This is a genomic window from Acinetobacter sp. CIP A162, from assembly GCF_000367905.1.
GTDB classification, from domain to species: domain Bacteria; phylum Pseudomonadota; class Gammaproteobacteria; order Pseudomonadales; family Moraxellaceae; genus Acinetobacter; species Acinetobacter lwoffii.
Genome location: NZ_KB849159.1, coordinates 435782 through 450301, shown reverse-complemented (window position 1 = coordinate 450301; position 14520 = coordinate 435782). Strand labels below are relative to the sequence as shown.

At 40.1% G+C, this 14520-nt stretch carries 23 protein-coding genes; 19 read left to right on the top strand and 4 right to left on the bottom strand.

What is annotated here, in order from left to right:
* Positions 1-24: 24 nt before the first annotated feature.
* Both F995_RS08445 and F995_RS08440 read right to left on the bottom strand, forming a co-directional pair.
* Complete coding sequence (locus tag F995_RS08445) at positions 25-489, bottom strand: phage regulatory CII family protein (RefSeq protein WP_004646421.1); 465 nt, start codon at positions 487-489, stop codon at positions 25-27.
* Positions 490-540: 51 nt separating this feature from the next.
* The gene (locus tag F995_RS08440; protein ID WP_004646420.1) at positions 541-750 is read right to left on the bottom strand and encodes a Cro/CI family transcriptional regulator; all 210 of its coding nucleotides are present in this window, start codon (positions 748-750) and stop codon (positions 541-543) included.
* 111 nt (positions 751-861) lie between these two features.
* Between F995_RS08440 and F995_RS08435 the strand changes: the two genes are divergently transcribed.
* The 5 genes from F995_RS08435 (at position 862) to F995_RS08415 (ending at position 3208) form a co-directional block, all read left to right on the top strand.
* A complete protein-coding gene (locus F995_RS08435) occupies positions 862-1563 on the top strand; it encodes a S24 family peptidase (protein WP_016807135.1) in 702 nt (233 codons plus the stop codon).
* 81 nt (positions 1564-1644) lie between these two features.
* The gene (locus F995_RS08430; protein ID WP_004646418.1) at positions 1645-1947 is read left to right on the top strand and encodes a hypothetical protein; all 303 of its coding nucleotides are present in this window, start codon (positions 1645-1647) and stop codon (positions 1945-1947) included.
* 91 nt (positions 1948-2038) lie between these two features.
* Positions 2039-2254, top strand: coding sequence for a KTSC domain-containing protein (locus F995_RS08425; RefSeq protein WP_004646417.1), 216 nt, complete (start codon positions 2039-2041; stop codon positions 2252-2254).
* A 67-nt stretch (positions 2255-2321) separates the two neighbouring features.
* The gene (locus tag F995_RS08420; RefSeq protein WP_004646415.1) at positions 2322-2846 is read left to right on the top strand and encodes an Ltp family lipoprotein; all 525 of its coding nucleotides are present in this window, start codon (positions 2322-2324) and stop codon (positions 2844-2846) included.
* 56 nt (positions 2847-2902) lie between these two features.
* Entirely contained in the window at positions 2903-3208 is a 306-nt protein-coding gene (locus F995_RS08415; RefSeq protein WP_004646414.1) for a hypothetical protein, read from the top strand.
* Positions 3209-3349: 141 nt separating this feature from the next.
* Here the strand turns inward: F995_RS08415 and F995_RS08410 are convergent, their stop codons facing one another.
* Both F995_RS08410 and F995_RS08400 read right to left on the bottom strand, forming a co-directional pair.
* Positions 3350-4378, bottom strand: a complete 1029-nt coding sequence (locus F995_RS08410; RefSeq protein ID WP_080591875.1) for an IS701 family transposase — start codon at positions 4376-4378, stop codon at positions 3350-3352.
* Positions 4379-4613: 235 nt separating this feature from the next.
* Complete coding sequence (locus tag F995_RS08400) at positions 4614-5315, bottom strand: hypothetical protein (protein WP_115736954.1); 702 nt, start codon at positions 5313-5315, stop codon at positions 4614-4616.
* A gap of 175 nt (positions 5316-5490) precedes the next feature.
* On the opposite strand from F995_RS08400, the gene F995_RS08395 reads away from it, so the two are divergent.
* The 14 genes from F995_RS08395 to F995_RS08335 all read left to right on the top strand — a co-directional run bounded on the left by F995_RS08395 (position 5491) and on the right by F995_RS08335 (position 14479).
* Positions 5491-5826, top strand: coding sequence for a hypothetical protein (locus F995_RS08395; RefSeq protein WP_026055773.1), 336 nt, complete (start codon positions 5491-5493; stop codon positions 5824-5826).
* A 206-nt stretch (positions 5827-6032) separates the two neighbouring features.
* Complete coding sequence (locus tag F995_RS08390) at positions 6033-6386, top strand: hypothetical protein (RefSeq protein WP_004646411.1); 354 nt, start codon at positions 6033-6035, stop codon at positions 6384-6386.
* A 207-nt stretch (positions 6387-6593) separates the two neighbouring features.
* Complete coding sequence (locus F995_RS08385) at positions 6594-7028, top strand: hypothetical protein (protein ID WP_004646410.1); 435 nt, start codon at positions 6594-6596, stop codon at positions 7026-7028.
* Complete coding sequence (locus F995_RS08380; RefSeq protein WP_004646409.1) at positions 7025-7561, top strand: hypothetical protein; 537 nt, start codon at positions 7025-7027, stop codon at positions 7559-7561. Before F995_RS08385 ends, F995_RS08380 begins: the two co-directional genes overlap by 4 nt.
* Before the next feature lies 1 nt (position 7562).
* Positions 7563-8684 (top strand): ATP-binding protein, encoded by a 1122-nt coding sequence (locus F995_RS08375; RefSeq protein ID WP_004646407.1) that lies wholly within the window; start codon positions 7563-7565, stop codon positions 8682-8684.
* On the top strand, positions 8681-9826 hold the full coding sequence (locus F995_RS08370; protein WP_004646406.1) for a hypothetical protein: 1146 nt from the start codon (positions 8681-8683) through the stop codon (positions 9824-9826). Before F995_RS08375 ends, F995_RS08370 begins: the two co-directional genes overlap by 4 nt.
* 130 nt (positions 9827-9956) lie before the next feature.
* Positions 9957-10199 carry a hypothetical protein gene (locus F995_RS08365; RefSeq protein WP_004646405.1) on the top strand — a complete coding sequence of 81 codons (243 nt, stop codon included), beginning with the start codon at positions 9957-9959 and terminating at the stop codon, positions 10197-10199.
* A complete protein-coding gene (locus F995_RS08360) occupies positions 10199-10573 on the top strand; it encodes a hypothetical protein (RefSeq protein WP_004646404.1) in 375 nt (124 codons plus the stop codon). The genes F995_RS08365 and F995_RS08360 overlap by 1 nt, the downstream gene beginning before the upstream one ends.
* Positions 10574-10575: 2 nt before the next feature.
* Positions 10576-10740, top strand: coding sequence for a hypothetical protein (locus F995_RS16790; protein ID WP_004646402.1), 165 nt, complete (start codon positions 10576-10578; stop codon positions 10738-10740).
* Positions 10741-11010, top strand: a complete 270-nt coding sequence (locus F995_RS08355) for a helix-turn-helix transcriptional regulator (RefSeq protein WP_004646401.1) — start codon at positions 10741-10743, stop codon at positions 11008-11010.
* Between the two features lie 118 nt (positions 11011-11128).
* Complete coding sequence (locus F995_RS08350) at positions 11129-11713, top strand: anthranilate synthase component II (RefSeq protein WP_004646400.1); 585 nt, start codon at positions 11129-11131, stop codon at positions 11711-11713.
* A gap of 9 nt (positions 11714-11722) precedes the next feature.
* Positions 11723-12769 (top strand): anthranilate phosphoribosyltransferase, encoded by a 1047-nt coding sequence (trpD, locus tag F995_RS08345; RefSeq protein ID WP_004646399.1) that lies wholly within the window; start codon positions 11723-11725, stop codon positions 12767-12769.
* Between the two features lie 20 nt (positions 12770-12789).
* Complete coding sequence (gene trpC / locus F995_RS08340) at positions 12790-13596, top strand: indole-3-glycerol phosphate synthase TrpC (protein ID WP_004646398.1); 807 nt, start codon at positions 12790-12792, stop codon at positions 13594-13596.
* A gap of 199 nt (positions 13597-13795) precedes the next feature.
* Positions 13796-14479 (top strand): Smr/MutS family protein, encoded by a 684-nt coding sequence (locus tag F995_RS08335; RefSeq protein ID WP_004646397.1) that lies wholly within the window; start codon positions 13796-13798, stop codon positions 14477-14479.
* The last annotated feature ends 41 nt before the right edge of the window (positions 14480-14520 follow it).

Here is a 14520-nt window from a genome sequence, read left to right as displayed (position 1 = left end):
CACCGAAAAGCCTGACCTCGACCGTCAGGCTTTTTCTGTTTCTGGGTTATTGATACAAGCCTGGACTTGTTTATCCAGCTCAGCCAAAACAACGTGCATTTGGTGAATTACTTTTGACATATCACGCACTTCACCTGGAGTGATGCGGCCGTCAGCCATAATCTCGCGAAACGTACTCATCACATCCCCGCCACGCATCCCGACGCACAAAACCTTATCTGTAAGTGCCATATCGCGGCATTCAGGGATTTCGGGAAGGTTAATTGCAACCTTTTCATGCTCAGCAGCTAATGCTTGCAAAATACGAAAGTCACCAGTCAAAGCCATCAATTTAGAAGCCTCAGCAAGTGTTAGATGGTGAGTTTCAGTATTTGGGTTGATCTTGCTGTTTAGAACAGCGGGGCTTTTGATTCCCATACGTGGAGCTAATGAGGCTGAACCACCTGGGTAGTCACGAACTGTGTTGTACGCTGCATCTGTTATGTTCATTTTCCCTTCCTTCGAACGTATTTAATTAAAATCAAATGCTTAATAATTAATTTAAGCGGTTAATCGCGATGGCGTGGGTACTCCTCTAACAATCTTGTAGGAAATCCCTGGTATAACAGCCATGATTTTTCCAACAGAAGGATCTGGGATGTATTCACCCCATTGATTAATCGCTTGGGGAGTGATGCCAATTTCTTCAGCTAGGCGTGATGCATTTTTAAAATGATCAAGAGCGTCACTGGTTTTGATGAGTACTCTCATGTTCAATCTCGAAAGTATGCTTTATTATTAAAGTGTACTTTAATATATTTTTGCAAGCAAGCTTTATTAATATTGTTGTAAGCTGGCTTTAAATTTAAAGTGAATTTTAATATGAGTACTCTTGAGGATCGGATCAATCAGGCCATATCTCATTTTTTGTCCAAGAATAAACTTAAGAAACTGGACAGAGCGGCCATGGCTAAGTATTGCGAAGCATCTGTAGCTGCGGTAGGCCAATGGATTAATGGAAAAACAAAGTCGCTTGATAGCTTTAAAAATGCTAAAGCTGCTCAATTTTTAGGTGTGAATCCCCACTGGTTAGCCGGTGATCCTAAGTATGGAATGCTTGATGCATCAAGTGATCAGAAACTTGATAACAATATCGATCTATCTCAAAAAATTCCTATGGAAGGTTTTCCTGTACCTGTTATTTCATGGGTAGCTGCTGGTTCATTTGACCCTATTGAAACCGTGCTTAAAGATGTTGAAGTGGATGAATATCTTCCGCCAATAAGAGAATGTGGAAAAAATGGATATGGTTTAGTGGTGGTTGGAAATTCCATGAAGCCTGACTTTAAGCCAGGTGATCGTATCTATGTAAATCCTGATATTCAAACTTTCGACTTACATACCGATGATTTAGTGATTATTGCCTGCTGTGGTGAGAGTGAGGCTACGTTTAAAAAGCTAATTATTGAAGGCAGTGATAAGTACCTTCAGCCACTTAATCCAGATTGGCCTGAGCAAATTATTAAACTGACGGAAGATTGTCGATTGGTTGGTAAAGTTGTTGGTTTGTATAGAAAAATTTAAGAAATAAAAAAGCCGCTATATGCGGCTTGGGTTCTATCAAGATGTTGAACATGATAAAAAATCCCGAAAAAGGAAAACACAATGATCGCAACACTCAACAAATCTAAAACTGCGCTAACGATTAATCGTCAAGAGTTTAAGTTGGCATTAAGTAAAATAGGTGAAGGGATTGATAAGCAAATAGCTTCGCTTAAGAAGGCCAAGCAAAGCTATGATGCTGCTGAAATAGCACGTGAGGTCATTACTGAAGCAAATATCTTTGAGGCTATTATTGAAGGCTTTAACGAAGCAGAAGAGACCAATCTAAAGCTGATTGACATAACCAATCTTGAAGTGGCTCAAGGATGGATAGATGAGTTTTTAGAAAAGTATTCTGAGTTATAAACCCTAAATCAATTTTTGTTGGGTGGATGAATAAAAAAAGCCTCTATATGCGGCTTGGGTATATCAAAATTTTAATTATGGGAAGTGTGATATGCAAACAATTGAAATCAATTCCCACAAGATTAGTTATGTGCTTTATCAACACCACCTGTTGACTATAGTACTTCAGACGGGTGAAAGATTTCTTTACCGTCTTCTTGAATCTACTACTTTTGCTAAATTTATGGATTCGACTGATAAAGACAAATTTTATAAAACTGAAATTGAAGCGAATAAAAAGTTTAAGCGTATTCAGCTTTTTATTTAACTGAAACGAAATATAGCCCGAAAAGGGCTTCAAACTATATTTATCAAATTAAGTAAGGGGGAGTTTTATGAAAACTTTTATTAAATGGTTGGTAATTATATTTATTGCCCTGCTGGTAATAGGTCTAGTTTTTGGGGATAACTCAAAAGAAGAGCCAAACAATAAAGTTGATACAACTACGGTAACAGCTAATCAGGCTGTAGGAGCAACACCTACTAATCAAGATATGGAGCAGCCTGAATCAATCAACCAGACAGCAGAACCAGAAACACCAAGTATGACTGGTCCGCAAAAAAATGCCGTTAGATCTGCAGAACAATATCTTAGCTTTACAGGATTCTCACGTGAAGGTCTTATACAACAACTTTCATCTAGTTATGGAGATGGTTATGAGGTTGCTGATGCCACTGTCGCAGTAGACAGCCTAAATGTTGATTGGAATGAACAGGCTGTTAAATCTGCAAAACAATATCTAGATATGTCAGGTTTTTCTTGTGATGGTCTGATTGAGCAGCTCTCATCCAGTGCGGGTGATAAATATACACAAAGCCAGGCAACCTATGGAGCACAGCAAGCTGGTGCTTGTTCTTAAATAATTATAGGAAAAGCCGCAACCCGAGCGGCTCTTGGATCGGGTGGAGAAATTAAATGGACAATATTCTTCAATTTCCAAAAGTTGAATCCAATAGCAAGGATGAAATTAGAAGTTCATTGATAAACAACCTTGTTGAAAATGGTGCATCAAAAGAACGTGCTGATTTAATAGCTGAAAGAATGTCTCCATTCTTAGATATATTGTGTAGCTTTGAATTCCATCCTGATTTTCCAGAAAATCCAAAAACTGAAGATTACAATTTACTTTTTAAACAAATTTCTGAAAAAATCTCGATATTTAGGGAAGAACTCCTTCTCGAGAGAATTAGTAGTGAGTGCTGGAATACCCAATGTGATTGATTTGGGTTCTGGTGTTAATTCACCATCCTTCAGATCAATCTGGTCCTGACTTATATTTAAAGCACTTAGGCAATGATGTTGATTTGATTGACCATCTGATCCGTGAAAGTGCAATTTAATCTTTATAGGACTTACGCACTATTATTTATAGATTTTCTGTGGCAGCAGATGATTCTTATCGAGAATAAATTCATCAATAAAGTTCTTGATAATTGGTCTAAATAATTTCTTCTGCCAACGATATACATTTTCAAAGATCCGCTCAAACTGGTTCTTTTGTATCTCAACATAGGCCATCAAGGCTGAGAAAATATGATTCAAAATCAGCTTGGATCGTCTTACTTGAAACTTTTCAATATGACAAACCTGTTTAATTACTCGATGATATTGTTCTATTTTCCAATGACTTGAATGTAATTCATAAAAACCATCAAAGGACAATAAATCATCTTCATCTTGATGCACAATATAAAATCTCTGCTGTTCTTTTAACTGAGTCTTAAATAATTGTACAAAGCCAACATCTTTGAGCCAGACCACTTGACCCTGATGAAAATTCGGCAATAAACGGAGTTGAAACCATTGTCCTTTTTCAGGGGAAACCTTACGGTTACTGTCGACACCAAACATAAATCGAATACCATGTTTTCTTATGGTTTTTAGATTTTCAGTCGATGAATACCAACTATCACCTGTAATGAATTGAATCTTTGCACCCCAATCGAGTACTTCACTTAACATCTCCATAAAGTAATCATTCTTGGTTTTACTTTCTGACTTATCATAAATTCGAAAATTAATTGGAATATTTTTGCCATGTTGATCTGTCGCATACAAGGTAATGAGATTAATACCCTTGACGGATCGGTGGTGTTTACCTGACCAAAAATAGCTAACTAAGTCCATATGTTGACTATATGGCTTATCTAAAACAGTATCATCAATACTGACTATAAGTTTATTATTATCAATGTGTTGAATTGCTTCTTGATATAGATCGTGAGCTGTGTAGTCTTCACGCTCCAAAAAGCGATTTACACTGTCATGCGAGATATTATAAGTCTCGGCAAGTTGTGTGCAGCTAATAGAGTTTGGTTCTGTCATGAGAAAGCCCATATAAATGGGTAATGTACAAGTTGCTGTAGAAGCATGTTTAGTTCGTCTGATCACAGATACGTTATAAAGTAGTTTGAGACTTTTTTAAATCCGTCAATGCGTAAGTCCTACTTTATTACATTTTCCTCAGTGAGATGTTCCGGATCAGTAATAAGAATGCCTATAAGGAATCCTTTTGGTCTCTGACCCACTTTCACCGAGATTAGTTCGCCCTTACTGGTTACTCCGATCATCTCAACAAACTCCATCCAACCCACCCCAGCGGTGGGTTTTTTGCCATTTTTCAAATTTAATCTAAAAATGAATATGCTTGTTCTAATCCATTTTGATCACCGTGATCACGCATATATTCTATATTGTTTTCTTCAATACCATCAGGGTTACCTCTCACATAACCACCTACTTCCGTTCCATCACTGCGCGTATATCCTTCTACTGAATGGTAACCAGAATTTGAGGAAGAATAGTGATATGACTCATCAGAGTAAGACTCATCATCCTCATATTCAACAACTTCGTCATAGTCTTCTTCATAATAGTCATCCTCTACATATTCAATCTGTTCCTTCTTCTCAGTAATATCAACTTTGATATCATTTGCTTGTAAATTTTTATCCTCTTTTAATTCTTTCAACTTGTCTTCTATCCATACAATTAATGGCTTTTTAAAATTATCAACACTTACATCTGACCATTTATTGTTTTTATTGTATAGAAATGAGAAGAAAAATAAAAAATAGAATAAATATATTGATAAAAAAATAATAAGTAAAAAAATCTTTAACCAATATATTTTATTATATCTAAATGCTAAGAAGTAATAACAGATAAGACATGATGCCAGCAAAATTGCACTAAAAAAATTAAATAAGCTCAGTGTAAGACCATCCAAAAATACAAAAAATGGTAGAAAAATAAGAGTAACTAAAATATAGAAATCGTTATTATATGTACTACTATTTCCGTCAGAGAGCATAAGTTCTTCTAGCATTATCAAGGACAACACAAGATATTGTTTTTAAAAAATTTAATCAATGCTATTGGATGATTTATTATCGTGTTTGACGATAAATTTTCACAACCTAGCCACCCCACTCCCAGTGGTGATTTTTCTTTTATCAATTTCCGCTTATAATTCACTCACCAATAACAATAAAACTATAACTATGAAGCACATCACACTTACCACCCTACTCTTATCTTTGACTTTGTCCGGCTGTCAGAAGCAACCAGATGAAGATGTAGATCCAATTGCCACCACTACAGCTTTTGAGAACTCAGATAATATTCTTAGCAAATATCTGGAAAAGTTAGATTCAGAGTTCACCACTCAAGATGTACGGGTAAAAATCTTATGCAGAGACTACCCACGTGAGTATGAAAAGAACTATATGCCCAACTTGTTGAAGCTATCACCCGGTGAATACTCTGAAGTCGCACTTCTGGCTGATATGGATTTAGTTTTGGATCACTACAAAGAGAAAGATGCTATTCAGTGCTAAAGCTTTCTTACTTCTGAAATATTAAATCTTTATATTGGACTTAAGACCTCTCATGACCGGGTCTGTAATAACAAAGTAAAGCATCACTAACCCGCTATCCGCGGGTTTTTCTTTATGTAAGGTAAGTGTAACCTTGTCTTTAAATGTTACATTATAACAATTAGTATAATGATACCTATGATTCATAAATAGAAAGGTAAGTCTCAATGAAATATCTGTTAGGCGCAGCATTGTTAGGATTAGCGATTACTGGCTGTACTTCAAATCAAAAAAACGAAGTAGTGCAAGAAAAAGTTGTGAGCAATACTGCAACTGAAACTCAGGTAATTAACTTTACTGGTCCAATGGATCTTACAGTTGAATTGAAATCTTCGGATAATTTTGAAACTGCAGAAATGACAGATAATTCTGGCAAGGTTTATCACCTTAAGCGAGCTATTTCAGGAAGTGGTATGCGTTTAGCCAATAATGATGGTGTTTCAATTCACTTCAAAGCTGGTGAAGGTATTGTAGAGTTTATGAAAGACAAACCTATCAGTATTACTGAATACAAAAAATAAGATTATTGTTGTAGGACAACCCATCCCTGTGATGGGTTTTCTTTTGTCTATTAAAGCATAAGTTAAAGCAAAGTTTATAAATATAATTAAAGTATGCTTTACATAACTCATTTATTAAAGTATGCTTTAATTATTAAGTAAAAAGAAGCCCCAGCGTTGCTGTAACAACCTGGAGCGTGACCCATCACCCTACTGAGTGAAATTATTATGAACACAAAATTAACTCCACACAATAGCTTCAAGGTAACTCTGTTTACCGCTGCCTTAACTGTAAGCGCCTTGGCATTTGCTCATCTTGCTGACTTTGGTACTGACCAGGTAGCACCAGCTCAAAATATTCAATCTGAATATGGAATCGTCTCTTTAAAGATGCTCGACGATGTACACGGTGAAGCTGTCGTAAATCTGGATGGTTTCCGTTTGGAAATCACTTCATTTGAAGTTGAAGCACACCCGGATGATTACGGTGTACCAGGTTCCGAATTCACAAATATAGAAGTCGTTGAACTAGGTGAAATCAAGGTGTTCGATGCTAATGGCAATCCATATAACGACTTCACTGATCATCAAGATCACCGCGAAATCAATTCAATGATCGCCGGCTACATCATGAAGCACCGTCTGGTGGAGGTTCAGTCATGATTTTAAATTCTGCTGATCAAATCTTTGAGGCGCTTTTGAATGGTCAATCGGTCTACTGGTGTGAATGCGGCTCTGATGACTGGTCTCCTCTAAATGATCGAACTCAAATTAATTTTGTAGACCTTTATACCGGCTTCCTGCAATTCAAAGCAGATGAGCTACCTGTAGTGCCAATGCCGATTGAGTTCAACTCAACTCATCGTTACTTCTCTGAATACATCAAGACCTTTGAGGGACTTGAAATCTATCGAGTGGGTAAAACCCGGGCGAGCTATTTTGCCCTACGTGTCAAAAGCTCAGGAACTATTGCTGACTATTTCTGCAACACAACTATCTATTCCATTCAGCCGGACGGCTCATTGAGGAAGATGGATAAATCCCTTACTCCGAAATGGATTTTAGATGGACTGGAAAATGCGCGTGTTGCTATGCGCAAAAACAAGCGTCATCAAGTTTTAGAAAGTACCGGCTTCTTTGCATCGGAAGACTATAAGAACTTTAAGCGTAATAACCGTCCTGCAGGAGCACGTTGAGATGGCGATTAATATTATTCCAGCGAATCAAGCGCTGCTAGTTCAGGCAATTATTGTTTACCTGTATGCAGATCCAGGCTTGGGTAAAACCTCTATCGGCTTTACTGGTGATAAGGCTATTTCATTCGACTTTGACAAGGGTTCCCACCGTACTGGTGAGCTTCGTCGCGGTGCTGTAGTTCAGGCTCACCAGTGGTCTGATGTTGCAAACCTAACAATGGCCGATCTTGAACCGTATAACACCATTGTGATTGATACCGTCGGTGCAATGCTTGAAAGCATCAAAACCCATTTAATGCTCAATGCGACCAATAAACAGAAAGATGGATCGTTAAAGCTTAAAGCCCAGGGTTTGGCCAACAACATCTTTAAACAGTATGTGAACACTCTGATCGCATCTGGAAAGGATGTGGTGTTTATTGCTCACGCTTCTGAAGATCAAAGCGGTGACCAGGTAATTTATCGTCCTGATCTGGGTGGTAAAAACCGAAATGAGCTTTATCGCATTGCTGACATCATGGGCTATTTGACCACAGTCACTACTGGTGAAGGTAAAAATGCCCGGGTAATTAGCTTTAGACCATGCCCCACTCACCATGCCAAAAATGCAGGTGGTTTAGGTGGTGAAACTGGTGAGGTATGGGTGCCGGATCTAAAGACCAGCCCTACATTTCTGGCCGATCTTATCAAACAGGCTAAGGACCATATCAATACCCTGACACCAGATCAATTGGCCGCAATCAAGGCTCAAGAAGATCTAGAAAACTGGGTACAAAGCTGTGGTGAGGCCCAGTATGCGAGTGATCTAAATCAGCTCACTCAGTCCCTTGAAGACACTCATCTGTATTACAAGAATATGCGTGCCGAGCTGGTTCGTCGTGCTCTGGAAATGAAGTGCATATTCGATAGACAGCGCAATGCATGGACAGATCCACCAGAGTTCAATGGCATTTCTGATGAGCAGCTGGCCGATCTGCAGGATTTCATCGATACCTGTGGCCTTGATGCAAAAACAGTATGTGAACACTTAGGGCTTGATGCTCTCAACCAAATAGAAGCTTCTAAATTTGAAGCTGTAAAAAATGAAATAGAACAAGTAGCGAAGGGAGCAATGACAGCATGAAAATTTTAAATAGCAAAGAAGCTTTTGAAGCAATGATGGCTGGCCGCAATATCATGTGCCGTGCTGCTGATGAGTTAATGGATTTTGATGATCTGTCTCAATTCCCGGCTACGATTTTCGCTATGCCAGGCTATGAGTTCTGCATCAAGATTGAAACCATGGAACTGGCTGGTATTACATTTACCAAGCCTTTGACTCTTGATGATATTCGTGAAGGTCAAGATATCTATGTCATCAACACATATGGTTCATCTATCTATGTTGTTGAGTTCGGCAAGATGACCTGTACAGCACTCATAGAATCCATCAATAATGGATTTGTACAATATGATGCTGAAAATGCAAAGCTTCAATTACAAGCAATATCTAAGGTTTTAGGCCGTGAATTAAGTGGTGATTGCCTGGTTGTACGACTTGGCGGTGAGGAAAAGCCTGAAAAGAAACGTCGTAGTCGAAAAGCCAAGGAAGATACTGAGCAGCCTGGCATTCCAGCTGGCCCAGGTGATGCTGTACCAGATATTGAAAAACAGCCTGAGCCAGAGATAGTTCAACTTGTTGAGGTCGTAGAGCAAGAATCCACAGTTAATACTGAAGCTCCAGTTGCAGAAACTGAAGAGGATTCAATTGAAACCGACCCGGTAAAGCTTGTTGAAAAGTTTACAGCTCAAATTGCCCAGTTTACTAAGGCCGATGACGTTCTTTCATTCCGTCACGTATTTCTGGCCAATGGACACTTAGATCAAAAATATCAACAGCACTTATGCAAGCTTACCGAAGATAAATTGCTTGAGCTGGATCCTGAACAATACACGCCTAAGGCTGAACCTGAACCAATCGCAGAAGAAGTCATTGAAGTCGCGCAACCAAGTTTGATTGATCAAATTGAAAACACTGCACGCAAACAAGCAGCAGTGGAAAGTGCTGAGCATGGTAGTGCCTCTATCGATCTGTTCTACAAAAAGAAGAAGCAGGTTTTGATCAATCGAATCTATGACATGGATTCAGTTGAAACTTTAGAACGACTGGCACCAGCAATACCTGCAGCTAAATTACTTCCAGCTGATCATCAGGAACTACTTAGCCTGTATGCACAGCGCAAAGATGCCTTGATTCAAGCTGCTGAAACTGGGGAGGCTTCATGAGTTACTCCTACTCATCTACGACCCGAGTACTGCTTGTGCAGTACAAGGGTCGGATCCGGACCTACCGCAATATCAACCTATTCGGTATTGATGATTGCCTACAGGATTTTGCAAGCAACTGGGGGTACAGATGATCTTCAGAATTAAAAAGAAACATCAAGTGGGCTTTAAGTTGTGGCTTGAAAAGCTGGGTTATTCAAAGAAAGAGCTTGCAGATGGCAGTTCTACATTTACCGGAAAAGGTACACGTAAAACTTTGAGCTATGTGTTTTTAAAAAGTGATTTAACAGGTAATGCAGCATGTCAGGTGTTATTTCATGAATATGAAGAACATCTGGATAACCCTGATTATTTAGATGTGAAGGTGGTGTGATGGATATTCAGAAAGAAAAAGAAGCGTTTCTTAATGTTTATGTGAATTACAAAGGTGATTCTCGAAAAATCCAATTCAATGAAGAAACAGAACAGTTTATGTGGCGCAAAAACAATGTTAGCGACACAGAGGTCGAGTATGTTCACCTTATGAACCAGCGGTGGTACGCGTGGTTGGCTTGTGCAAAAAGTAAAGCCCAAGCGGTGCCTGAAGGGTTTGTTTTAGTACCAAAAGAACCAACTGAAGCAATGATCCAAAGAGGCACTAAAGCTAATTCTGAATGCCTTAATGAAAATGCACCACTGGGAGAGAGACTATTCCGACACCCTGCTCTTCAAGTTTACCAAGCTATGGTAAATGGATCGGGAGAATAAAATTGATTGATATTCAAAAACCATGTGAGCCTTGTGAAGATAGCCATATCGATAAGCAAGTAAACCTGATGGATCAATTCATTGAAAGCGGTGAATTTGATAAAACTCTAAATGATTTTTTTGGGTTGCCGGAATCAGTAGTTCAAAGCTTAAAGGAGGTGTCTTAGATGGGAACTGAAGCTGAGCACAATTTACTCCAAGCCATTTTTGATGAAATGCAGGAGCTTAAAAGAGCAATGGCAAATCAGGATGAGCGCCGAGTGAGTATCAAGGAATTTGCCAAGCGCATGAACATGAGCGAACCAACTTTATATGACAGGATCAAAAAAGGAGAAATTGACCAGCCAAGCAAAGATGGTCCACGAAGTTACTACCTAAATAGTTATGTGAACGAAGTTGTCACAAGGCATTCAAAAACTGGTAAAGTAGCCGCTTGATTGAGCGGCTTTTTAATGCCTGCAAAATCAGTCACTTTTCTAAAAGTGAGTAACATAGTGAGTAACGATTAGAAATAAAGATGCTCATTTTCACAATTTTCAAGAGGTTACGTGCGATATGCTTCTCATGATCGACAACTATGACTCCTTTACTTATAACATCGTCCAATATTTTGGCGAACTGAATCAAGAAGTAAAAGTAGTCCGTAATGATGCCGTGACATTGGAAGATATAGAGCGATGGCAACCCAAGTATTTAGTGATTGGCCCCGGCCCATGCTCGCCAAGTGAGGCAGGGATTTCTATTCCTGCGATTCAGCATTTTGCTGGAAAAATTCCTTTACTGGGCGTTTGTCTTGGTCATCAAAGTATTGGTCAGGCATTTGGCGGTGATATCGTGCGTGCCAAACGTGTCATGCATGGCCGTCTGTCTGATATGTACCACAGTGATACCGGGATTTTCAGCAATCTCCCTTCTCCATTTCCTGCAACGCGCTATCATTCACTGGTGATTGATCAAGCCACCTTGCCCGAATGTCTGGAAGTGACCTGCTGGACCAATGAAGCTGACGGCTCTATGGAAGAAATTATGGGTGTGAAACATAAGACATTGCCGGTCGAAGGCGTGCAGTTCCATCCCGAATCGATTCTGAGCCAGCATGGTCATCAAATCTTTAAAAACTTTCTCGAAATTTATGCCTAAGAACACCTTATGAATATTCAACAAGCTTTAAGCAATATTACTAAAAACATTCACCTGACTCAGGATCAAATGCAAGACGTGATGCGTGCCATCATGTCAGGTGAAACGACCGATGCCCAGATTGGTGCCCTGCTGATGGGCTTACGTCTTAAAGGCGAAAGCATTGATGAGATTACCGCAGCTGCACGTGTCATGCGTGAACTTGCCACTAAAATTGATGTCAGTGACATTCCTTATCTGGTCGATATCGTCGGCACAGGCGGTGACGGTCAAAACCTGTTTAACGTTTCTACTGCCTCTGCATTCGTGATCGCAGCAGCGGGTGCAACCATTGCCAAACATGGTAACCGCGGCGTTTCGACCAAATCAGGTTCGTCAGATTTGCTGGAACAGGCCGGGATTAATCTGGACCTGAATATGCAGCAGACTGAACGCTGTATCCGTGATGTCGGTGTCGGCTTCCTGTTTGCACCGAATCATCATCAAGCCATGAAATATGCAATCGGCCCACGTAAAGAATTGGGGATTCGCAGCATTTTCAACCTGCTCGGTCCTTTAACCAATCCGGCTGGCGTACAACGTCTGGTCATTGGCGTATTTTCCAATGAACTCTGCCGTCCAATTGCCGAAGTTATGAAACAGCTCGGTGCTGAACATGTGATGGTAGTACATTCACGTGATGGTCTGGATGAAATCAGTATAGCCTCTTCAACTCATGTTGCTGAACTGAAAAATGGCGAAGTCACCGAATGGGAAATTATTCCTGAATCGGTCGATATTGAATCGCAAACTCTGACCGGACTGATTGTGGAAGATTCTGCGCAAAGTCTGGCTTTAATCAAAGATGCACTGGGCAAGAAAAAATCAGACATCGGCGATAAAGCCGCCAATATGATCGCGCTGAATGCCGGCGCAGGTATTTATGTCTCCGGTTTGACCAGCAGCTATAAGCAAGGTGTTGCGCTGGCACATGACATTATCTATGGCGGTCAGGCACTTGAGAAAATGAGTGTACTGTCTGAATTTACCAAAACTATTAAACATTACGAAGCTTAATTCGGTCAGGGATTTTGATCATGGTGGATATCGCAAATACAATTTTAGGCAAAATTGTTGACCGTAAAAAAGAAGAATTTGCCCTACGTTTAAAGCAGAAAAGCTATAAAGATCTGGAAGAACTGGCACAAGGTGCATCACCTGTGCGTGGTTTTGCCCGGTCTTTAGTGTCGAAACGTCCGGGTGTCATTGCTGAAATTAAGAAAGCTTCGCCATCTAAGGGCATTATTCGCGAGAACTTTAACCCTGCGGAAATTGCAGCACAGTATCAGGAGGCAGGCGCAGCCTGTTTATCGGTGCTGACCGATGTAGACTTTTTCCAAGGACATGATGACAATATTCAGATTGCCCGTTCACATTGCGACCTGCCTGCACTGCGCAAAGACTTTCTGATCGATCCTTATGGGGTCATCGAAGCACGTGCCCTGCATGCAGACTGTATCTTGCTAATTGTGGCTTGCCTGTCTGACCAGCAGTTAGAAGAAATGTCCAAAACTGCATTTGAACATCATCTGGATGTACTGGTTGAAGTTCACGATGAAGAAGAACTATCCCGTGCTTTAAAGCTTTCAGATCGTTGTTTGCTCGGCGTGAATAACCGTAATTTAAAAACCTTTGATGTGGATTTGAACACCTCGATTCGTTTGAAAAAATTACTGGATCCTTCACGCTTGCTGGTGACTGAAAGCGGTATTGCAACCCCTTCCGATGTCGCCATGATGCAGGAACATGATATTCACGCCTTCTTGGTCGGCGAAAGCTTTATGAAACAGCCACGTCCGGATCATGCTTTCCGTGATCTGTTTGGTGAGCCTGAAGCAGTTTAAAGTTGTAAATACTTACCTAAGCACTTAAAAAGCCCAATCTCAGGATTGGGCTTTTTTATTTTCAATATTAAAAAGTAGATCATAGAATCTCGAGCGTATTTAAAATCCTCAGCGAATGTCATGAACGCAATTCAGTTCTCCTTTGTCTATTTTCAGACTATAATTCTTGTAAATTCCGTATCTCCCTTGTTTTTACATTATGAGTAAACACGATTCTTCGTTATCTAAAGATCAGTACAACCTGCTGAAATCTTTTAAGAAGCAAATTACACAGCCGCAAACGCCTGCGGTCGTTGCTGCACCTGTTGAAAAGACTGTCGAGCAAGAGGCTTTAGAAGAACTTGAATTATTCCGCAAGCAAATGCAGGGCGTGCAAAAAATTGAATCGGGCAATACGGTTCAACTGGACAAGCCACGCAAGAAAAAGCCGGATGCACAAATCCTGGCAAAGCGTGCAGCGGCTACTGGCCCGATGGAAACAGAGGCAATGGCTTTATCAGATACTCAAGCCATGCTCAATCCTGTCGGGAGTCAGGCCAACTTGAGTTACCGCATTGCCACCTTGCAGCATAAAGTGTTTGAAGACTTGAAAGCCGGTAACTTGCGCTGGTTTGAAGCTGTGGATCTGCATGGCTGTACTGTGGAAGAAGCGCGTCAAGCCGTGCTGCAAATTATCCAGATCGCCAAAGATGAAAACCAGAACGTGATTAAAATCGTACATGGCAAAGGTCCGGAAGCGATTTTAAAAACCTATGTGAACGGCTGGCTGCGTCAGCATCGCGATGTTTTGGCTTTTGTCAGTGCACCTGAAAAGCAAGGTGGTACCGGTGCGGTATTGGTTCTGCTCAAACGTGCAGAAAAGAATCCAAAGTTCAAACAGTAAACGGTTTTAGCCTCAAAACAAGGCATTGTAAAAGTTTTCTG

Bases quoted from the DNA above. Each gene is read 5' to 3' on its own strand.
- F995_RS08355 (WP_004646401.1), top strand. From the start codon at position 10,741: ATGGGAACTGAAGCTGAGCACAATTTACTCCAAGCCATTTTTGATGAA.
- F995_RS08350 (WP_004646400.1), top strand. From the start codon at position 11,129: ATGCTTCTCATGATCGACAACTATGACTCCTTTACTTATAACATCGTC.
- trpC (WP_004646398.1), top strand. From the start codon at position 12,790: ATGGTGGATATCGCAAATACAATTTTAGGCAAAATTGTTGACCGTAAA.
- F995_RS08380 (WP_004646409.1), top strand. From the start codon at position 7,025: ATGATTTTAAATTCTGCTGATCAAATCTTTGAGGCGCTTTTGAATGGT.
- F995_RS08370 (WP_004646406.1), top strand. From the start codon at position 8,681: ATGAAAATTTTAAATAGCAAAGAAGCTTTTGAAGCAATGATGGCTGGC.
- F995_RS08430 (WP_004646418.1), top strand. From the start codon at position 1,645: ATGATCGCAACACTCAACAAATCTAAAACTGCGCTAACGATTAATCGT.
- F995_RS08400 (WP_115736954.1), bottom strand. From the start codon at position 5,315: ATGCTAGAAGAACTTATGCTCTCTGACGGAAATAGTAGTACATATAAT.
- F995_RS08360 (WP_004646404.1), top strand. From the start codon at position 10,199: ATGGATATTCAGAAAGAAAAAGAAGCGTTTCTTAATGTTTATGTGAAT.
- F995_RS08390 (WP_004646411.1), top strand. From the start codon at position 6,033: ATGAAATATCTGTTAGGCGCAGCATTGTTAGGATTAGCGATTACTGGC.
- trpD (WP_004646399.1), top strand. From the start codon at position 11,723: ATGAATATTCAACAAGCTTTAAGCAATATTACTAAAAACATTCACCTG.
- F995_RS08425 (WP_004646417.1), top strand. From the start codon at position 2,039: ATGCAAACAATTGAAATCAATTCCCACAAGATTAGTTATGTGCTTTAT.
- F995_RS08375 (WP_004646407.1), top strand. From the start codon at position 7,563: ATGGCGATTAATATTATTCCAGCGAATCAAGCGCTGCTAGTTCAGGCA.
- F995_RS08335 (WP_004646397.1), top strand. From the start codon at position 13,796: ATGAGTAAACACGATTCTTCGTTATCTAAAGATCAGTACAACCTGCTG.
- F995_RS08385 (WP_004646410.1), top strand. From the start codon at position 6,594: ATGAACACAAAATTAACTCCACACAATAGCTTCAAGGTAACTCTGTTT.
- F995_RS08445 (WP_004646421.1), bottom strand. From the start codon at position 489: ATGAACATAACAGATGCAGCGTACAACACAGTTCGTGACTACCCAGGT.
- F995_RS08420 (WP_004646415.1), top strand. From the start codon at position 2,322: ATGAAAACTTTTATTAAATGGTTGGTAATTATATTTATTGCCCTGCTG.
- F995_RS08440 (WP_004646420.1), bottom strand. From the start codon at position 750: ATGAGAGTACTCATCAAAACCAGTGACGCTCTTGATCATTTTAAAAAT.
- F995_RS08365 (WP_004646405.1), top strand. From the start codon at position 9,957: ATGATCTTCAGAATTAAAAAGAAACATCAAGTGGGCTTTAAGTTGTGG.
- F995_RS08415 (WP_004646414.1), top strand. From the start codon at position 2,903: ATGGACAATATTCTTCAATTTCCAAAAGTTGAATCCAATAGCAAGGAT.
- F995_RS08395 (WP_026055773.1), top strand. From the start codon at position 5,491: ATGAAGCACATCACACTTACCACCCTACTCTTATCTTTGACTTTGTCC.
- F995_RS08435 (WP_016807135.1), top strand. From the start codon at position 862: ATGAGTACTCTTGAGGATCGGATCAATCAGGCCATATCTCATTTTTTG.